Raw genomic sequence first — 17,734 nt, 5'->3', positions numbered from 1 at the left:
CGGCTAATCGTGCTGCTGAAATCCTCTGCCATGGCCTGCCTCCATTCCGCCAGTTCCTATGATCGCGGATCCGACGTCTCCGGTGCGGCTGCGGCCCCGAGTAGTAGCAGCCTTCCGGCGATGGTCAGCGCCAGCGCGCCGCCCTTCGCACGGGACAGGGCGCCGGCCCGCACAGCCTGATCGGTCCACTCGTCGAACCTGGGCAGGGTGATGCCCAGCCGGCGGGCGACGGCGTCCGGATTGATGGGCCGGTCGGGGTGGGGCTGTTCGGCGGCGATCGCGGCCCACGCTTCCCCGTCGGTGAGGCGGGCGGTGCGGACCTGCTCGGCGCGGGCGAGACCAGCCCGTGTCAGCGTCCACCGGTGCCCGTCAGTGAGCGCGAGCAGCTCCGCGGCCGTCCACGTCGCCAGGCGCAGCGCGAGCCAGGTCCGATCGACCGGGCCGGCGGGCGCGTCGAGCGCGACGGCGATGGTCTGCGTGGTCGCGTCGCCGGTGCTCCGCCACACCCCGGCGACCGCCGCCCACAGTTCCCGCCGGCTGATCCGGGCAGGCGGACGGCAGCCGGCCGGGGTGAGGTCGTCCAGGCCGGCCCGGTAGTAGATCGACAGACCGTGGCGGGTGCGCTGGGAGGTGAGCAGCTCGAGGGTGGCGAGGACGTCGAAGGCCGCGGTGATGCCGGCCACGGAGGCGTGGAGGCGATCCGCGGCACGCTGCGCGGTGAACCCACCCGACGCCCCGGCGGCCTGGTTGTGCGCCCAGAGCAGGACCCGGTGCAGCTCAGCGGGGTCGATGGCGCCGACCGGCCGGACCGGCGCGGGGCTCACGATTCGCTCCGCGCGTCGGCGAGCTCGTGGTCGTCGGCGTGGGGCAGTTGGTCCAGCGTGCCGACGCAGACGGCGGCGGCCAGGGCCCGCCAGACCGGCGCGGGCAGCGTGGCGGTGCGCTGATGCAGGTAGCCGTAGCCCAGTTCGATCGTGCCGTCGTGGAGTCGGGCTCGGCCGCCCGACGCGGTGAGCGAGGTCCACGCCTCGCCGAGCCGGCCGGCGCGCATCGCGCGGACGACGCCGAACCAGACGACCAGCGGAAGACGAAGGTCACGGCGGGTGTGGCCGGTGTGGTGGCGGATGACGACGTCGGCGCCGGAGCGGGCGACGCGGACTGTCGGTGCGTCCGAGGCGACCGGGGTGGTCTGCCAGGACATGTGATCTCCCCCGTACGGTTCGTGCCCGGCGGCAGCCGGCGGTCAGGTGGTGGCGGTCTCGGCGTCGCGGACGAGCGTGTCGAGCTCGCCGGCGAGGGTGGTGGGGATCCGGTGAGCGGTGGCCGTGTGGAAGGCCCGCAGGTACGGCACCAGGTCGAGGAACGGCCGCCGTGCCGGCCAGTAGGCGGCCGGGTCGGCGGTGTGCTGGGCGCCGCGCAGCACATACCCCACGCTGACGATCTTGTCAGCGGTGAGGGCGGCTGCGACCAGGTCGGGAAGCCGTTCCAGGCGGCGCAGCGCCATCGCCGGCGCGGCGCCATAGCTGTCCATGGCGGTGTGCTCGCCGTACATCAGCCACACCATCGTCAGGGTGCGTTGGCCGCACTGGCGAGCAATCGTGCTGTCCACCAGGTCGGAACCGCGGTAGTCGAGCACGTCGTGCAGGAGAATCGCCGCGGTCAGCTCGGGTGGGACGGCGGGCAGGTGCCGGCCGAGGGTGAGCGCGACCCGCACCGCGTGGCCGAGCGCGGGCGCGCCGTCGATGATCTGCCCGGCGCACCAGTCGCGGGCGATCCCGAGAGCGTGTTCGATGACCGGTGACCGTGGCCGGGTGAGTACGGACCTGCGCGTCGGATGCGGTGATGATGGGCGGGTGGGGTTCGGCGAGGTCATGGATCATCCCTGGGATGAGGATGCGCTGTGCGCGGTCTGCCCGGGTCAGGTCCACGACCCGGGCCGGTTCGACGTGGTCGACGGCCCGCAGCCCGGATGCCGGTACGACTCCACGACCGGGTATCGGCGGGAGGCGGCGAGCGGGGTGCCGGTGTGCATCCACCCGGAGCGGATCGGGGTGCGGCCCGGCCGGTACGCCTCCGCGGGTGAGCGGTGGCCCGCACCGACGTCTTCGGGTGCGGCGGTGGGGCCGATGCCGACGGACGCCGACGCGCTGGCCGGATGGGTGACGGCGCTGGTCCGCCACGCAGGTCCCGGCCGGGTGGATGTGGTGCTCGGTGACGCGGAACGGGAGGCGGCCCGCAGCTTCCCCGCCGAGGTGGTCGTCGAGGCGCTGCGGGCCGCGCTGTCCGCTCTCTAACGGCCGAAGGTGAGGAAGTGGGCCCGGCCGCCGGCCTGTACGCCGATCGACTCGTAGTGTTCGAACAGGATGTCGAGACGCCGCTTCGTCTCGGCCTTTCCGAGCCAGTAGCGGCGCGGCAGCTCACCCCAGCCGGCCGCCCGGTACACCTGGTCGGTGTAGCCGTCGACGTCGTAGTCGAACCGTTCCGCGTCGGTCGAGTGGATGAAGACGAGCGCCAGGTCGTTCTGGATCCGCGAGAGGATCGTGAACTGCGCGGTCAGCGCGTGAACCATCTCGTCGACCGGCGCGGAGACGAGCAGCTCGGCGGCCCGCTCGTCGCGGGTCAGCTCGAACACCGCGGCCTTCATGGCCATCGTCCGCAGACCCTCGACGAACAGGTTCGGCCCGTCGGCGTCCAGGTCCCACTCCGCGATCAGCGGGTAGCCCGTGAACGTAGCCCAGCAGGTGGGGTACTTGAGCGTGCTCGCGCGCAGCCGGTTGAACTCGGGGTGCTCCTGGATCAGGTCGAGGATCACCGCGGCACGCTCACCGGCAGTATGCGGGCTGGGCAGGTCGACCGTCGCGGTCGCCGCCGAGCCTGCGGTCTCGTGGTTCATGGCGCATCCTCCTGTGGGGTTGGGGTGCGGGTGGGCCGGTCTCGACGCTCGGGCCGAGACCCGGGTTGGCGGGGAGAGGCATGATCGTCCGGTGGCCTCTCCCCGCCTCGGGCCGCCGAAGGGCCCGGATGCGGCGGGATGCCGGCGTTGAGGGAGTGGCCGGCATGTTTCCCGCCGTGCACGACCTATGACACAGCGCGTGACATCCGGCGGGGAGGGTGAGATCGTCCCCCGCAGGGGTGAGGCATCATGTCCCACCCATCGCGTTCCGCCGGCCGAGGGGAACCGCCGTGCACGCTGATGCTGTGGACGCCCTACGCCAGCGGCTCGCCGCACGGTTCCGCGACCTCCAGGACGACCACGGCCTGTCGGGGAAGCAGATCGAGGCACGGACCCGCTACGACCGCAAGAACGTCTCCCAGGTGCGCAACGGCGGCCGACTACCCGCCCGCCACGTTCTCCAGGCGTACGACGAACTGTTCGGCTGCGGCACCGAGCTGACCGACCTGGGCGACCGGATCCGCGCCGCCGACCAGGCCGAGCGACTACGCGGCCTGTCCGCACGCGCCAGCATCCCCGCCGAGGACACCCCGAACGCCGGCCCGTCGGATGGTGCGGACCGGCGGGAGTTCGTCGAACTCGGCGCGCTCACCGTCGCCGCCGGCCTCGCCGCCGAAGTCTCCCGCCGGGTAGCCTCGGCCGACCCGGACCCGCTCACCCTCGACGAACTCGACGAACACCTCGACCAGATCGGCAGCAGCTACACCAGCACCCCACATGCCACGCTCACCCCGCTGATCGTGGCGGGATGGCGGGACGCGGAACGACTGCTCGACAGCCGCCTGTCCGCCCGGGTCCGGACCCGGGTCACCACGATGGCTGGGCTGTTCTCGTTCTACGGCGGCCGGCTCGCGTTCAACCTCGGCGACGACGCCGCCGCCCGCCGCTTCGCCTCCCTCGCCGAGCTGTACGCCCGCGACGTCAACGACCCGCTGCTCTCCGGCTCGGTAGCAACCCTGAAGACGTCGATCGCCTACTACACCGGCCGGCACACCGCCGCCGCCGAGATCGCCGCACAGGCCCGGATCGGCGCGCACCCCTACCTGCGGGCCCGGCTCGCCGCCTACGAAGCACGGGCCCGCGCCGCCGCAGGCCAGCACGACCAGGCCCGCCAGGCACTGCGCGACATGCAGGACTCGGTGTGGCTCGGCGAACCGATGGTCGGTACCGAACCGTTCGGTGAAGAGCTGATCCACTGCTTCCTCGCGGTCGTCTCGGGCCGGCTCGGCGACGGCGAGTACGCCGAACCGCACGCCCGCCGATCCCTGGCGATCCTCCAGACCACCGGCGGCGGCTACGAGGACATCGGCGGCACCTACAACGCCCTCGCGCAGGCGTTCCTCCGGCGAGCCCAGCCGGATCCCGAGCAGGCCGCCGACGCCGCCTCCCGCGCCCTGGCCGTGCTCGACGGGCGGCCGACCCGGACCGTGATTCAGCGGTCCGGGCAGATCTGGCAGGAACTCGGCGCACGCTGGGACGGTCAACGGGCCGTCGTCGAACTCGGCGAACGACTCCAAGCACACCGGCGGGCACTACCGGCAGGAACAGGGAGTGGCGCATGACCCTCGACTACGGCGAACCCGACTCCCACGGCGTTCCAACCGTCCTCACGCCGCGGCTGGTGCTGCGCGGCTGGCAGGCCGGCGACGTCGCCGACTATCTGGAGATCGTCACTGGGCCGGGTATGGCCGATCACACTCCCCAGCCGAAGACGGACGCCGCGGCCTGGTCGCAGACGGCGTTTCAGATCGGCCACTGGGCGTTACGCGGCTTCGGGATGTGGGCGGTCGAGGACCGGGCCACCGGGCAGCTTCTCGGCCGGGCTGGGCTGTATGAGGCGTTGGGCTGGCCGGGCTGTGAGGTCGCGTGGACGATCCGCCGGGAACGGTGGGGTGAGGGGTTGGCGACCGAGGCGGGGCGGGCTGCGGTCGAGTTCGCGTTCGACGTGGTCAAACGTGACGGGCTGATCTCAATCATGACCGCCGACAACACCGGCTCGATCCACGTCGCCACGAAGCTCGGCCTCACCTTCGACCGCGCGGAGACGATCCAGGGCGGCGAGTATTCGATCTACACGATCAGCCGGGCGGTGTGGGAGACTTCCGCAGATGGGCGCCCGGCCTGAGTCGGGGTTTTCCCTTGCCGGCGTTGCGATCCGACGCGGCGGGTAGTGTCCGGCCGCATGCGAATTGTCAGGATCACGGGGGCCTGTGTCGCGCTTCTCGCTGCTGCCGCGTGCGGAAGTAGCGGACACCCGCAGCCGGCGGCCCCCCGCGCAGCATCCCAACCCGCTCCGGTCCGCTCGACGCCGGGCGACGCCGCGGACCGGTTCGTGTCCGGGTTGACGGTCACCACTGTCAAAGCCCAGCAGGACCTGGTGCCCTTGACGTCACCGAACTCGGCGGCACGGGCGTACATCAACTACATCGTGGCCTACACGGACGCGGTGACGTCCGCGGGGCACACGCTGCCGGCCGGACGGTTCACGAGCCAGGGGAAGCCGGGGACGTTGACCGAATGCGACAACGTCCCAGAAGATCAGCATCCGTGCGCCGAGTTCTCGAACTTCCACTACGACGGGCAGGGGCGTATCGCCAGTTTCGACATCGACGGCCAGCCGGTGCGCACGGTCGTCGCAGTCGGCGGCCCGGCGCAGACCGTCAGCGGTGTCACCGTCGCGCCGATGGGCGCCTACTCGGACACCGGCAATGGCACGGTGGTGGTGGCCTACCGGGTGACGAACGGGACGTCGGGGACCATCACGATGGCCTATAACGGCGCTGAGATGGTCTCCGGCGGCAGGCAGCATGACACGTCGGGTGGCAGCGGACCGGACAAGCTGCCGCCGCAGGTGAGCGGCCTGTTCCTCGCAGGGTTCGCCGCGCAAGATCCGACGGGCACATTTCAGGTCGAGGCCGACCGGGACGGCGGCGGCGGTCCGCTGGCGAACCTGACGGTCAACCTGGTCTCGGTGCCGTAGGCCAGCCGCGAGGCGGGGCATGCCGAGCTGGGCCGGGTGCCCCGACCAGCGTCTCCATTGCCGTCCGAGGCGGCCAACATCCGGACTACTGCATGCCGGGCCGCGACCGGACCATCCTCGTCTGCATGGGCGTCGAGTCACCCCGTGAGAGGCAGAATCCGGCAGCGATTGTCCTGCGATGCCGGATGCATAGGCACCGGCGGAGGGGGCCGGGGGTCACCCTGACCTTCCGGCCGCTTCCATCGAGGAGCACATGCCCGGACTGTCGGATGGTGCAGGCCCGGGACCAAGCCGAGGATGACGCAGGTTAGACCTCGCCCCCGACGCCTTGGGTGAGCATCTGGTCGAGGGTCACCATGTGATCCGCGATCGCGCGGCGGGCGCCGCGTTCCGCGGCTTCCTCGGTAGCCCGCGGGTCGGTGGCGCCGCGGGCGTCGACGTTGAAATGGTTCACGACCTGCACCGACCGGCCGCCGGACACGGGAACGCTGGCCTTCGCCGCCAGCTGCGATTCCCGCCAGACGTACTCGTTCTCGCCCGACAGGTTGTAGCCCAACGTTCCGGACGGCCACCGCTTCCCGTTCCCCGTGTCATAGCCACCCGGACGGCCCCAGGCGGACAGACTGCCGTAACGGCCCAGCGTGTACATGGTCGCCGCGTAGATGTTCGCGGTCGGATCGGTCGACACCCCGTACAGGAACGGGCCGGTTCCCGCATAGCGGCCGGCGTAGGCGCGGAACGTCGGGCCGATCACCTGCATCAACCCCACCGACGGGGTGCCGTGCTGCCAGTTGATATCCGTCCGGTTGACCGCCGTCGGGTTACCGCCGGACTCCTGGTTGAGACGTTGCAGGCCGAGCGCCAACCACGACTCGGGCTGGCCGACCATGCCGAGGACCTGCCGGAACACCCCCGCCCAGCGGGCGGCACCCCCGGGTGTGCCTGCGGGAGCCTCGGTGTCCTTCTTGTCCTGGCCGCGGAGCAGCTCGACGATCGCGTCCATCGGCCGCACCGCGAGCCGACCGGCAGCACCCTTCCAGTCCTCGCCCGTGCCCAAGGTGCTGTTCACGATGGCGCGGATCGGCGCGAACGCGGCCTGAGCGGCAGCCGCCAACGCCCCCCGCACCCAGTGCACCGCGGTCCCCAGCACGTCGAGGGTGCCCTCCCCCAACGATTCCAACGTGTCCAGCGGATGGGTGACCGCGTTCCCAATCGCCGAGACGACACCGCCGAGCGCGTAGCCGCCGCCGCGGGACTGCCGGCCTTTTCCGAACAGCTGGCGCATCGCGAACATGGCCTGCTGGCCGCCGGCCGCAGCAACCTCATCAGCGGTCCACACATGCTCACCGGGCATCAGCATCGCGAGGACGGAGTCACGGCCCGCGACGCCGCCGGTGATGGGACCTCCAGCGGCGAGACCGTTGATCGGCTTCAGCTCGTCCTCGTGGACGATCTTCGCGAAAGCGTTCCACACCTTCAGGATCCCGTTGTCGTACACCGTGTTGATCAAGAAGTTGATCGGGGCCTTGAAGATCTCCTTCAGACCGTCCCACGCGCCCTTCACCCAGCCGGTGGCCGTTTTGACGCTGGTCGTAATGTCATTTTTGATCCGTTCGAACCAGCCGGTCACATCCTTCCACAGATTGGAGGCGGTGGTGACCATCTCATGCCACAGGTTGACGAACGGTGTCGACGTCTCATGCCAGATACGACCCGCCCATCCGGTCACATCCCGCCACATGTTCGAAAACCAGTTGGCCACGTCATGCCACAGGTTGGACACAAATCCGGACACGTCATGCCACAAATTCGTGAAGAATCCTGCGACGTCATGCCAGGCCCGTGACGCCCAGCTGGTCGCATCCCGCCAAAGGTTCGAGAAGAAACCGGCTACGTCATGCCATATCCTCGACGCGAAACCGGTAACCTCCGACCACATGCGGGAGAAGAAACCGGCGACGTCATGCCAGGCTCGGCTCGCCCAGCCAGTCACATCGTTCCACATGCGGACGAAGAAGCCGGCGACATCCGAGGCCATGCGGGACACGAATCCGGCGACCTCATTCCACATCCGCTGGAAGAATCCGGCGACATCCCTCCAGATCCGCACCGCGAAGCCAGACACCTCCGACCACATACGCGCGAAGAAACCGGCCACGTCATGCCAGATACGCGAGGCGAAACCGGAGACGTCGCGCCATAGGAACGCGAAGAAACCGGCCACCTCATGCCAAGCTTTGGCGGCGGCACTCGCGATCTCACGGCCTAGGAACATGAACGCGTCGGCCACGCTGCGAACGATGAGCAGCGCGAAGTTGTGGATTGCGTTCCACATTTCGGCGAAGAAGTTGACGATCCGATTCTTGTTGTTGACGATGACCACGATGATCAGTCCGAACACGCCGGTTATGATCACCAGGATGAGGCGCCAATGCCGTCCGACGAAATCAACCACCTCTGACACGACATGAGCCACCGCGTCATACACCGCCTTGAACGCGCGGCCCACATCGCGGGCGATACCAGTAACGATGTTGACCAGGTCGTTCCACATTCGGCGGAACCAGCCGGCCGCATCACCCGCGATACGCGACACGAACCCGGACACGTCATGCCACATCCGCTCAAAGAAACGGCCGACCGCCTTCGTCGCGGCTTCCACCGCGCCGAACGCGGCGGTGAGCCCACGGCCGACCGCCTTCCCGGCATCCACGACCGCATGGAAGGCACGGTCGATGCCATGCCACATCGACTCGGCCCAGCCAACGACAGCATGGAAAGCGTCAACCAGCCCATGCCAGATCGTGACGCTGAGATGCGCCACCCAGACCGCGGCCTCTTTCAACGCCCGGCCGACCGCGTTCACCGCATCCCGGAACCAGCCAACATGCTTATAGGCCAAGATCGCGCCAGCCACGAGGGCCGCGATCGCTATCACCACCAGCATGATCGGATTGGCGTCCATCGCCGCATTCCACAGCCATTGCGCAGCGGCGATAAGCCGCAACGCGACATTCAGAGCAAACAGCGACACCTTCTGGAAAATGAAAGCCGCGGTGTTCCGTAGCACCGTCACCAGGCTGGAGTTGTAGGCGGCAGTCAGCAGGCGGGTACCGATCAGATTCTGCGTTTTCGCCGCAGAGTTCGCACCCAACGCGGCCGTGAACCCGGACTCGCGGATCACGCTGATCAACCTGACCGCGTTTCCTGCCGCTGTCGCCGCGGTCAAAGCGAACGTCGCAACCTTGTTCGCGAGCATCACCCCACCGATCGCGATCAGCGCCACCTTCAACACGGTGGTGTGCTCAGCGGCCAAATGGATCACAGACTCGAAGGCGTGTAGACCGACAAGGAGACCACCACCAACAGCGGCTGCCACGGTCAGGAACGTCGGCGCCAAATCGGAGACGATCTTCTTGACGTCACCCATCGTCTTCCCGAGACGTTCCATCTCCGCCCGCACGACCGCGCCAACAGTCGCGATCTTGTTGAATGATCCGTCATCGAACTCGGTTTTCCCTGTCCGCAAACCACTAGAAAGCGCCGGAACGCGCAGCGAAACCGCATTCAGCGCCTTCGTTCCCACCTCAGCCAGCTTGCCTTGCAACGGCTGCGACGCAGTACCGAGTTTCACCAGGAACGTGTCAAACGAGCTGCGGAGCGTCGCAAGCTTCTGCGACGTTGTCCGCTGCGTGTCCGACCATGCCTTGTCGAACTGCTTCGCGCTCGACATGCCACCGGACTCAAGCTGCGTGTACTTTGTTTGCAGCCGGTCCATCTGGCCGAGCAGTGTCATAATCGCCGACGACGATCGGCCACCACCAAACGCCCGGGAGATCACCGCAGCCTGCTCGGTTGCCGACATCCCCGACTTGTCCAAATGGGATTTCAGGTCCTGCAAGGCGACAAGGAGGCCGTTCGGCTTGCGCATGTCGCTACCGAGTTGCGTCGCGCCGATACCGATCGACCCCAAAGCTTTCTGCGCAGCCAGCGACGGGGCACCCATCAGCGAGAACGTCATCCGCAGCCGGGTGGATGCTTCCTGAGCGGGGATCGCGTTGTCCGTCAGCGTCGCCATCGACGCGCCGACGTCCTGCATCGACAGGCCGAACGTGGCCGCGGCCGGGACAATACCTGAGGACATGGAGGAGGCGAAGTCCTCCATGCGGGTATCACCCACACCGACGATTTTGTTGAGGAGGCCCATCGCGTCCGCGGCCCCGTTCACACCTTTGATGTGGGAAGCTTCCACCGCGATCGCGGCCTGCACCGTCTTCTCTAGATCGGCGTGGCCGATCCGGGCTTCTTTCGCCGCAGCGCCGAGAAGATCCATCGCTTCGGCACCGCGGAACCCGGCGGACTCCAGGTGGTACAAACCCTCGGCGAGGCCGGTCGGGCCGATACCCACCGTCTGCGAGAGTGCCAGCACCTCCGGTGTCACCTTCGAGACTTCGGCTGCGCTGGCACCGGCCTGCGTGCTCAGCTTGGCCATTTCGGCTTGGAACTTGTTAGATGCCTCTGCGCCCTTGACGAACGTGGCGACGACGCCGACACCGACACCAAGGCCCGCGAGTTTCGATAGCTCGCCAACGGCGCCGATCGCCTTGTCTTTCAGCCCGCCGAGGCTGATACCGAACGTGGACGTGTCCCTCTCCGCAGCGCGCAGCGCACCCCCGGCGCTTCCAGCCGCGCGGCCTGCGTCGCCGATCCGCCCTGCCGCGCCAGCGGCCCCCCGCTCGGCCTGCCCCAGACCGCCGGCCGCACCCGCCGCGGCAGCCCCAGCGGCACTCACCTCCGCTTTCGCTCCGGCCGCAGCCTTCTCCGCAGTCCCGAGGTTCCCGGCCATACCGGTTGCGGCGGCGCCGACAGTGCTCAACTCCGCGCGGGCCTGCGCACCGATGTTCGCGAAGCCTTTGAGAACCGGGATGATTAGCACCTCAGCGGTGCCGACCACGGTCATCGATCAAACCCCGCGCAGCGGACGCCGCGCATAGCGGAGAACCGTCTGGCCGTCGGCGTTCACGTCACGCTCGGGAATGAGGCCGTCAGCGTCGTATCCGGCGGCGGTTTCCAGAATCCGCACGATGTCGGCGACCGTGTCCTCGGTCAGCGGCGCCGCAGCCTGGTATGCGGCAACCAGGCCGGTCAGGAACCGACCTGGTGACCAATGCTCCGGCACCTCGGCGAGGAAGGGGTCTATCTCGGCGGGGGTGGCGAGGAAACAGCCGCCGGCCTGGTCGGCGAACGCATAGTCGGCGAGGGCGTCGAGACGGGGGTCGTCGTCGGAGATTCCACGTTCGACGCGGTCGGCGAAGCGGGCGAGTTTGGCCGCGTGGGCGGTGGTGAGTGGCCCGGGGTGGCGTTCGTGCCAGGTGGGTTGACTGATCGTCGCCGCGGTGTTCCGTAGACCGGAGGCGATGGTTTGGGGGGTGACGGTAGGCATCGTGGTGATCTGCTTTCGGGCACGCCAAAATGGATTGGCGTGCTCGTCGGCGGTTTCACCACCCGGACGGCCTGACGGCAGCTACGCTGCCGGAGCCAGCAGTCCGATTCTACGTCCGGGACGTCCCGCGGCGCGAATATCGCGGATTGGTGTGTTCCCTCGGCGTGGGCGGAAAGCCGCCCGGGAAGGCCGGCTCAGGCCGCAGTGCCATTCTCTGCGCGGGCCCGAACGAGGGCACGGTTCACGGTGGTTGGGTGCCACCTGTCCCCGCGCTTCGGCCGGTGCCCCTCAGCGGTAAGCGTGTCCGCGATGGTGCGCAGGGACGCGCCTTCCTCTGCGAGTTCCACCATGCGTGTCAACGCGGCCTGCTCTCGCTCGTCAGCCGTGAGTTGCTTACCTTCGGCACGCACGCCGAACGCGGGGGCACCGTAGGCGTATCCCCCGGCGGCTGCCTTCTGCTTCCGCCCGGAGCGCAGGCGGAGCGCGATCATCGCGCGCTCGTACTCGTTGACCGCGCCGAGGATTTGCCGGATCAGTTTCCGGGACGGGTCGTCAGGGTCATCGACCAGGTAGGCGGCTTCACCTGCGACGGCGGAGTGAATGTCCGCGCCCATCCGGCGGATTTCCGCGATGAGCTGTTCTTGAACAACGAGGTCGCGGGCGAGCCGGTCAAGCTTCGGGACCACGATCCCGTCCGCCGACCCATCCCGTAGGGCTCGCAGCGCGTCACCGAGAGCCGGCCGGTCTTCCAGCTTTCCGGAGACGCCTGCCTCGGTGAAGATCTCGGTGATGCGGTGGCCGTTGGCCCGGGCCCACGCGCGGATGCTGTCGGTCTGGACGTCGAGGCCCATGCCGTCCTCGGCCTGCCCCACGGTCGACACGCGGATGTATCCGATCAGCTTCATAGAGCTAACAACCCCCCGACCTGCACTGTTACATCTATGCTCATAACTGTAACAGGCGGGGGGGTGTCAGCGACGCCCCGCCCGGCCGAAGATGCGGGCGAGCGACCATCGGGCACACCGCCGACACAGCCACGAACGGCGCGGCCACTCCGTCAGCAGTGCCCCCGGCTGGCCGCACAGCATGCACGCACCCCCCGGCCGGCGACGGCGTCGAGGTATCCGAACCCTCGACGCCGCGCCGGCTACATCCGTCTCACCCATGACCGTCCCCGGTAGCGCGCACCGCGTCCGCCCACGCGCGAGCGGAGATCCCTGCCAGAAGACGGCCAGCCGGGATGCCGTCCGCGGCGAGCAGATCAGCGAACGCGCCCAGCACGACGACGAACACCTCCGTTCGCCTGGCGAAGACCAGCGGAACCGTGCGCGGCCCGTTCCCCCGGCTCAGTGCCCGGTACCGCTCCACAGCGAACCGGTACCGGGCGTACCGCTCGTCCCGATCCGGACCTCCGGATACCGCGTCGGTCGCAGCCTCGACCGCGGCCAGCTCGGCGAATGCCCGGTCCATCTGATCACGGGCGGCGCCGATCGCTGCCGTCCCCGCGCCGCTCTGGGCGAGGCCGGCGAATCGGGCCTCAACGGTCAGTGCTCGCCGCCGGGCGACTGCCACCCGCCCCGGCAGCTGCCCACTCACGGCGCACCACCGCCAAGCGCCGGCCGGTCCTCGTTGGCGGCGAGCCGGGACAGCGCCCGTGTCACCGCGTCGACGATCAGCGAACTGTCCGGGTCCTGCCCGAGCTGCCGGGCGACATCCGCCACCACCTCGTCGACTACGTCGAACAACCTGGCCTCGTAGGCGTCCCGAAGGTCGGTCATGGCCTGCTCAACTCCGGCGTCGATCGCAGCTTTCGCAGCGACGACCAGGTGGCGGCGCTCAGCATGATGCAGCGCGACCAGCGGCGCCGGCCCGGGGTGCAATCCGGCCGTGTCCACCAGGATCGGCTGGCCATCCGAACCGATCGTCCGGTTGATCTCATCCTCGATGGTGGCGATCAACCCGGCGGTGCGGCCCACCTCGTCGCGCAGCGCCGCCGTGGGCGTGACGGCAATCGGCTGGCCGAACCGGCGGTACTGGTCGACGGCGTACTCGCGGGCGGCGGCGAGCCGACCCCCGGGCGCACGACCGCCGTGATGCTTACACCGGCCCGTGCCGACGTGGTCGGTTCCGCGGCCTGCGGTGGCGCGGCACCGACCGGGTTCCTCGCCGCGGCGGGCGGCGTTGCACCTGCCAGGGATCGGGTCGGGGAGGTCTTGCTCGTCCCAGCCCATCACACCCCCCCTTCGGTCACCGTCGGTGATGATGTTCACGAAATCCTCCTCAGATGCCTGTTTCTGTCACTACCGGTTATCACCGGCGGGGTGGGAGACGCCGCGGAACCGGCTGTGTCCGACCCGCCGCCCGGGGGTTCACCGGCGGCGGCGGGGTCCGCCTGGTGGCGGGCACGGCGGGCAGAACGGGGCGGCCTGTGGGCTTCGGTGGTGCGGGCCGTGGCCTGCTTGTGGCCGGCTTCTCCGGCGGCTTCGGGGTTGTCTTCGCCGGGGTGGTTGTTCTGGTCGAGGTCGCCGGCTTCGGCTTCGCCGTGGCCGCCGTGCTGGTCTTGGTGGTCCGCGGCGGTGTCGGCTTCGGCTTGCCGGCGGCGACGACCGGACGGCGGGCGGGTACCCCCAGACCGGCCGACGCGGCGAGGGCAGCGCGAACCCGTGCCCGCGCCCTGGCTACCCGCTGCCGCCGGTGGGCGGCGAGCCTGCCCCGCAGCTCGCGGGCCCGGTCCGCCCGGCGGGCGACGTTCAACGCCTCCAGCTCGCCGCGGACACCGGCGACTTCGTCGCCGAGGCGAACGGCCTGCTCGGATGTGGCGAAGGCACGGTTGAATGCGCCGTCGAGGTCGGCGGCGATGAGTGGCCGGCTGGCCGGGGTGGGGCTGGTCATCGTGGGTTCCTCTCTCCTGTTTCGTCGTCGAGGCCCAGCATTTCCAGGACTTCGCGGCGCTCTTCTGCGTTAACGATCAGCCGGGTGATGTTCTGCCGTGCGCGGGCGATCACGCCGTCGGGCAGCGGCGGCAGCTTCGTGTGATCCGGGCGGATGGGGTCCATCAGATCGCCAGCTGTCCGGCTTCGACCTGCTCGGCCAGTTCCCGGAGGCGGGCGGCGACGGCGGACGGGTCGGTGTTGCCTTCGACGGCGAACCTCACGGTGGGCGGCGCGATCGGGGCGGACGCCAACGCCGAGGCGGGCAGTGGGATGCGGCGGCCGGCGGCGAAGATCGAGGCGTCCTCGCCGATCCTGAACTGCGCGAGATCGCGGCCGAAGGCGGTGGCGAAGTAGCCAGCCCACACGAGCGTGCGTCCGCGGACGAGGTCGCCGAGCAGATCACCGGCGATGGAGACGGCGACCGCCTGATGGTCGTCTCCGCAGATGTCAACGAGCTGATCGACCGTCGTCATGGTGACGGCGTGCCAGTTGTCGATCTGGCGGAGCAGTTCGTGGACAGTGGCGGCGAAGTTTCGGCTGCCGTCGGCCTGCTGGACGCCGGTGATGGCGGGCCCGTCCGGCCGGATGATCGTTTCCCGCCAGGTGCGGGTTGTGCTGTCGTGCCGGCTGAGGATCGCGTCAGCTTCTCGACGGAGGCGGGTGGGGAGGGCGGCGAGTCGCTCGTCGTCGTTGCTCATGGGAGATCCCTTCGTGGGTGGGGTTGCGGTCGGTTCCCGGCCACCCCTGCGGGCGGTGACCGTCCGGCCTGCCGACGGGCAGGCTCGACGGGGCGGGCGAGTTTCCGCCGGTGGCGGGCGGCGTTGCCGTGGACGCGGGCTGCCCGTCGAGCGGTGAAGTGGGCGCGGCGGGCGTCGGCCCGGATCCGGGCCGCTTCGATCTGGGCGGCGACGCGGACGGTCACCTCGGCGGCGAGCGCATCTCGATCCGCATCTGAGATCATCAGCAGCCCATATCGACGAACCGCGAGTAGTGGCCCTGGAAAGCCACGGTGAAGGTGCCCTTCGGGCCGCTGCGGTTCTTCTCAATGATCAGGTCGGCCTCACCTGCGCGGGCCGAGTTCTCATCGTGGGCGTCTTCCCGATGAATCATGATCACCATGTCGGCGTCCTGCTCGATCGCACCCGAGTCCCGCAGGTCGGAGAGCTGTGGGCGTTTGACGGCGCGCTGCTCGACCGCGCGGTTGAGCTGCGACAGGGCCACCACAGGTACACCAAGTTCGCCTGCAAGCAACTTCAACGAGCGAGAGATCCCGGCGACCTCCTGCTGCCGGTTCTCCTCCTTTTTCGCTGTGACGAGAAGCTGCAAGTAGTCGACGATCAGTAGGTCGAGACCGTGGCGGCGCTGCATGCGCCGGGCGCGGGTTCGGATCGCGGCGACACCGAGACCGGGGCTGGTGTCGATACGCAACGGGGCGTCGACGGTGTCAGCCAGGACCCGGGTCAGCCGGGACCAGTCGTCTTCGGTGAGCTGTCCCGTCTGGATGTTCCGCAACGAGATGCGAGCCTCAGCCGCCCGAATCTTCTGTCGTAGCTCCTTGTCGGTCATCTCCAGGGAGACGAAAAGGGTGGGCCGGCGGGCTTTGATCGCGGCGGCCCGGGCGACGTCCAAGGCCAGCGTTGTCTTACCGACGGACGGGCGGGCCGCGATGATGACGAGCTGCCCCGGTTGGAATCCGCGGGTCACCTCATCGAGGTCGGAGAAGCCGGTAAGGACACCGGCCGGTGTCACGTCACCTCGCTGGAGGGCTTCCAGTTCGTCGAGGAACGCCGCGCTGTCCGCGCCTAGGAGAACGGGGCCATTGCCGGTGTCGGGGCCGTTGAGGGCTGCGTGGAGGGTCTGGTCGGCCAGCTCCTGGGCGTCGGTGGCGGCGCCGGCGGCGGTCTGCCCGATCTGCGCGATGCGCCCGCCGGCTTCGAGGAGCCGGCGGAACACCGCCTTCTCGGCGACGATGCGGGCGTAGTAGCCGCCGTTCGCGGCAGTCGGGACGGCGGCGATCAAGGTGTGTAGGTATTCGGGGCCGCCGACGCGGTCGAGGTGGCCGCGACGAAGCAGGTCGGCGGCGACGGTGAGGGCGTCGGCGGGTTCGCCTTGGCCGTCGAGTCGCATGACCGCCTCGAAGATCGAGCTGTGGGCGGGGCGGTAGAAGTCGGATGGTTGGAGGATCTCGCTGATGTCGCCGCGGGCTTCGCGGCTCATGAGCATCGCGCCGAGCACGGCCTGTTCCGCGGGCAGATCGTGCGGCGGGGTGGTGATGGTCTCGTCGCTCACGCGGTTCTCCTCATGTGGTCGGGGTGGCAGTGCGGGCATGGGATGCCGTCGGTCGCGCCGCTGTCGGTGCGGAACCGGGCGTTGGTGCGGGCAGCCTGGTTGCCGCCGCCGCATGCACCGCACCAGGGCGGGGTGGCTGGAATGGTCGGGCTCGCTGTCTTCCGCCAGTCGGCGATCAGCCCGGGTAGGTCGCCGTGGTCGGCGACGGTGCGCCACCAGCCGGCGCTACGCGGCTGGTGCTCTTCGGTGACCCAGTCCCGAAAGTTTTTGATCTCTCTCTCGTCGAGGCCGGCGGCACTGATCAACTGGTCGATCGATCGGGGCTGCTTCGCGAGAGAGAGGGGATCCGAGGGGAAACAGAGGAGAGAGGGGTCATGGGGACGATGACCCAAACCGGGGGTTTGCGTCATGGGGACGATGACGCTTTCGACTGTGGACGATGACCCATTCGCCACGGAAGGGTCATCGTGGCCATGACCCATCTCAGGGGATTGGGTCACGGGGACGGTGACACTTTCGGGCTTCGTGCACAGGCCGCGGTGACCGTCGTGCGGCGGGTCGGGGCACAGGCAGGCGATCCGGTAGACGGCGGTGCTTCCCCGGTGCCCGGCGACCTTCCGCCCGTCGTGCTCGGCGTGGACGATGACCCCGATCCGCAACAGGCCAGTGATCGAGTTCCGCCAGGCTGCGGCGCTCTTGCCTCCCGCCCGACGGCGGATGTAGTCGGCGTGAACACCGTCGAAGCGGCCGTCGGGCCTCTTCGTCAGCCACGTCTCACGGCTCTCATCGTTCGCGTTCTCGGCGAGGACAAGGAGGTCGCGTAGCTCGCCAGCAGCGAGTCCTACGCGCGCTTTCGACCGAACTCGACCTTGACCGTCGATGACCTCCGGCACCGGCACGTCCCCGTGATGGTCGAGGATTTCGACGATCAACCGGATGCCCATCAGGCGGACCGCCGCCCATGGGCGGCAGTTGCCGTGGGCCGTGAGCAGCCGCAGACCGCGTCGGCGAGCTGACGCGCGAGGACCTCGTACTCCCAGCCATGCCACCCGCGTGGGGCGGTGGCGGCAATGTGCCGACGTGCCCAGGGCAGACAGCGCCACGCGGCAAGGTCGACGACCTCGGCGCGCTGCCCA

19 protein-coding genes are annotated in these 17,734 nt (G+C 69.2%); 5 read left to right on the top strand and 14 right to left on the bottom strand.

What is annotated here, in order from left to right:
• Positions 1-56: 56 nt before the first annotated feature.
• From C1A33_RS08575 to C1A33_RS08565, 3 genes are read right to left on the bottom strand one after another with little or no spacing between them, the layout of a single operon-like run.
• Positions 57-824: a hypothetical protein gene (locus C1A33_RS08575; protein ID WP_101830982.1), complete on the bottom strand. Its 768-nt coding sequence runs from the start codon at positions 822-824 to the stop codon at positions 57-59.
• Positions 821-1,201, bottom strand: coding sequence for a hypothetical protein (locus C1A33_RS08570; protein WP_101830981.1), 381 nt, complete (start codon positions 1,199-1,201; stop codon positions 821-823). The genes C1A33_RS08575 and C1A33_RS08570 overlap by 4 nt, the downstream gene beginning before the upstream one ends.
• Before the next feature lie 42 nt (positions 1,202-1,243).
• Complete coding sequence (locus C1A33_RS08565; protein ID WP_101830980.1) at positions 1,244-1,873, bottom strand: hypothetical protein; 630 nt, start codon at positions 1,871-1,873, stop codon at positions 1,244-1,246.
• On the opposite strand from C1A33_RS08565, the gene C1A33_RS08560 reads away from it, so the two are divergent.
• Positions 1,854-2,294, top strand: a complete 441-nt coding sequence (locus tag C1A33_RS08560; protein WP_243407331.1) for a hypothetical protein — start codon at positions 1,854-1,856, stop codon at positions 2,292-2,294. The genes C1A33_RS08565 and C1A33_RS08560 overlap by 20 nt on opposite strands.
• On the opposite strand, the gene C1A33_RS08555 is transcribed toward C1A33_RS08560, so the two are convergent.
• Positions 2,291-2,893: a hypothetical protein gene (locus C1A33_RS08555; RefSeq protein ID WP_243407330.1), complete on the bottom strand. Its 603-nt coding sequence runs from the start codon at positions 2,891-2,893 to the stop codon at positions 2,291-2,293. The genes C1A33_RS08560 and C1A33_RS08555 overlap by 4 nt on opposite strands.
• A gap of 290 nt (positions 2,894-3,183) precedes the next feature.
• On the opposite strand from C1A33_RS08555, the gene C1A33_RS08550 reads away from it, so the two are divergent.
• The 3 genes from C1A33_RS08550 to C1A33_RS08540 all read left to right on the top strand — a co-directional run bounded on the left by C1A33_RS08550 (position 3,184) and on the right by C1A33_RS08540 (position 5,933).
• Positions 3,184-4,515: an NsdA family TPR-like regulatory protein gene (locus tag C1A33_RS08550; RefSeq protein WP_101830979.1), complete on the top strand. Its 1,332-nt coding sequence runs from the start codon at positions 3,184-3,186 to the stop codon at positions 4,513-4,515.
• A complete protein-coding gene (locus C1A33_RS08545) occupies positions 4,512-5,078 on the top strand; it encodes a GNAT family N-acetyltransferase (protein WP_101830978.1) in 567 nt (188 codons plus the stop codon). The genes C1A33_RS08550 and C1A33_RS08545 overlap by 4 nt, the downstream gene beginning before the upstream one ends.
• A gap of 207 nt (positions 5,079-5,285) precedes the next feature.
• On the top strand, positions 5,286-5,933 hold the full coding sequence (locus C1A33_RS08540; protein ID WP_101830977.1) for a hypothetical protein: 648 nt from the start codon (positions 5,286-5,288) through the stop codon (positions 5,931-5,933).
• A gap of 307 nt (positions 5,934-6,240) precedes the next feature.
• Here C1A33_RS08540 and C1A33_RS08535 read toward each other — a convergent pair whose 3' ends face one another.
• The 8 genes from C1A33_RS08535 to C1A33_RS08505 form a co-directional block, all read right to left on the bottom strand.
• Complete coding sequence (locus C1A33_RS08535) at positions 6,241-10,893, bottom strand: phage tail tape measure protein (protein WP_101830976.1); 4,653 nt, start codon at positions 10,891-10,893, stop codon at positions 6,241-6,243.
• A 3-nt stretch (positions 10,894-10,896) separates the two neighbouring features.
• Positions 10,897-11,376: a hypothetical protein gene (locus C1A33_RS34705; protein WP_165818293.1), complete on the bottom strand. Its 480-nt coding sequence runs from the start codon at positions 11,374-11,376 to the stop codon at positions 10,897-10,899.
• Between the two features lie 194 nt (positions 11,377-11,570).
• Positions 11,571-12,281, bottom strand: coding sequence for a recombinase family protein (locus tag C1A33_RS08525; RefSeq protein ID WP_101830974.1), 711 nt, complete (start codon positions 12,279-12,281; stop codon positions 11,571-11,573).
• A 253-nt stretch (positions 12,282-12,534) separates the two neighbouring features.
• Positions 12,535-12,972, bottom strand: a complete 438-nt coding sequence (locus C1A33_RS08520) for a hypothetical protein (RefSeq protein WP_101830973.1) — start codon at positions 12,970-12,972, stop codon at positions 12,535-12,537.
• On the bottom strand, positions 12,969-13,646 hold the full coding sequence (locus C1A33_RS08515) for a hypothetical protein (RefSeq protein WP_101830972.1): 678 nt from the start codon (positions 13,644-13,646) through the stop codon (positions 12,969-12,971). The genes C1A33_RS08520 and C1A33_RS08515 overlap by 4 nt, the downstream gene beginning before the upstream one ends.
• Positions 13,647-13,686: 40 nt before the next feature.
• Positions 13,687-14,268: a hypothetical protein gene (locus C1A33_RS08510; RefSeq protein WP_101830971.1), complete on the bottom strand. Its 582-nt coding sequence runs from the start codon at positions 14,266-14,268 to the stop codon at positions 13,687-13,689.
• On the bottom strand, positions 14,265-14,432 hold the full coding sequence (locus C1A33_RS34700; RefSeq protein ID WP_165818292.1) for a hypothetical protein: 168 nt from the start codon (positions 14,430-14,432) through the stop codon (positions 14,265-14,267). Before C1A33_RS34700 ends, C1A33_RS08510 begins: the two co-directional genes overlap by 4 nt.
• The gene (locus C1A33_RS08505; RefSeq protein WP_101830970.1) at positions 14,432-15,007 is read right to left on the bottom strand and encodes a hypothetical protein; all 576 of its coding nucleotides are present in this window, start codon (positions 15,005-15,007) and stop codon (positions 14,432-14,434) included. Before C1A33_RS08505 ends, C1A33_RS34700 begins: the two co-directional genes overlap by 1 nt.
• Positions 15,008-15,117: 110 nt before the next feature.
• Between C1A33_RS08505 and C1A33_RS34695 the strand changes: the two genes are divergently transcribed.
• Positions 15,118-15,264, top strand: a complete 147-nt coding sequence (locus C1A33_RS34695) for a hypothetical protein (RefSeq protein WP_165818291.1) — start codon at positions 15,118-15,120, stop codon at positions 15,262-15,264.
• A 5-nt stretch (positions 15,265-15,269) separates the two neighbouring features.
• Here the strand turns inward: C1A33_RS34695 and dnaB are convergent, their stop codons facing one another.
• Positions 15,270-16,598, bottom strand: a complete 1,329-nt coding sequence (gene dnaB, locus C1A33_RS08495; RefSeq protein ID WP_243407329.1) for a replicative DNA helicase — start codon at positions 16,596-16,598, stop codon at positions 15,270-15,272.
• Complete coding sequence (locus C1A33_RS34065) at positions 16,595-17,542, bottom strand: hypothetical protein (protein ID WP_133150602.1); 948 nt, start codon at positions 17,540-17,542, stop codon at positions 16,595-16,597. The genes dnaB and C1A33_RS34065 overlap by 4 nt, the downstream gene beginning before the upstream one ends.
• Positions 17,543-17,734: the final 192 nt, after the last annotated feature.

The sequence above is a fragment of the Frankia canadensis genome (assembly GCF_900197875.1).
GTDB lineage: Bacteria > Actinomycetota > Actinomycetes > Frankiales > Frankiaceae > Frankia > Frankia canadensis.
This window is presented reverse-complemented; position numbering and strand designations above follow the sequence as displayed.

Bases quoted from the DNA above. Each gene is read 5' to 3' on its own strand.
- C1A33_RS08555 (WP_243407330.1), bottom strand. From the start codon at position 2,893: ATGAACCACGAGACCGCAGGCTCGGCGGCGACCGCGACGGTCGACCTG.
- C1A33_RS34065 (WP_133150602.1), bottom strand. From the start codon at position 17,542: ATGGGCATCCGGTTGATCGTCGAAATCCTCGACCATCACGGGGACGTG.
- C1A33_RS08535 (WP_101830976.1), bottom strand. From the start codon at position 10,893: ATGACCGTGGTCGGCACCGCTGAGGTGCTAATCATCCCGGTTCTCAAA.
- C1A33_RS08505 (WP_101830970.1), bottom strand. From the start codon at position 15,007: ATGAGCAACGACGACGAGCGACTCGCCGCCCTCCCCACCCGCCTCCGT.
- C1A33_RS34705 (WP_165818293.1), bottom strand. From the start codon at position 11,376: ATGCCTACCGTCACCCCCCAAACCATCGCCTCCGGTCTACGGAACACC.
- C1A33_RS08510 (WP_101830971.1), bottom strand. From the start codon at position 14,268: ATGACCAGCCCCACCCCGGCCAGCCGGCCACTCATCGCCGCCGACCTC.
- C1A33_RS08545 (WP_101830978.1), top strand. From the start codon at position 4,512: ATGACCCTCGACTACGGCGAACCCGACTCCCACGGCGTTCCAACCGTC.
- C1A33_RS08565 (WP_101830980.1), bottom strand. From the start codon at position 1,873: ATGACCTCGCCGAACCCCACCCGCCCATCATCACCGCATCCGACGCGC.
- C1A33_RS08525 (WP_101830974.1), bottom strand. From the start codon at position 12,281: ATGAAGCTGATCGGATACATCCGCGTGTCGACCGTGGGGCAGGCCGAG.
- C1A33_RS08570 (WP_101830981.1), bottom strand. From the start codon at position 1,201: ATGTCCTGGCAGACCACCCCGGTCGCCTCGGACGCACCGACAGTCCGC.
- C1A33_RS34700 (WP_165818292.1), bottom strand. From the start codon at position 14,432: ATGGACCCCATCCGCCCGGATCACACGAAGCTGCCGCCGCTGCCCGAC.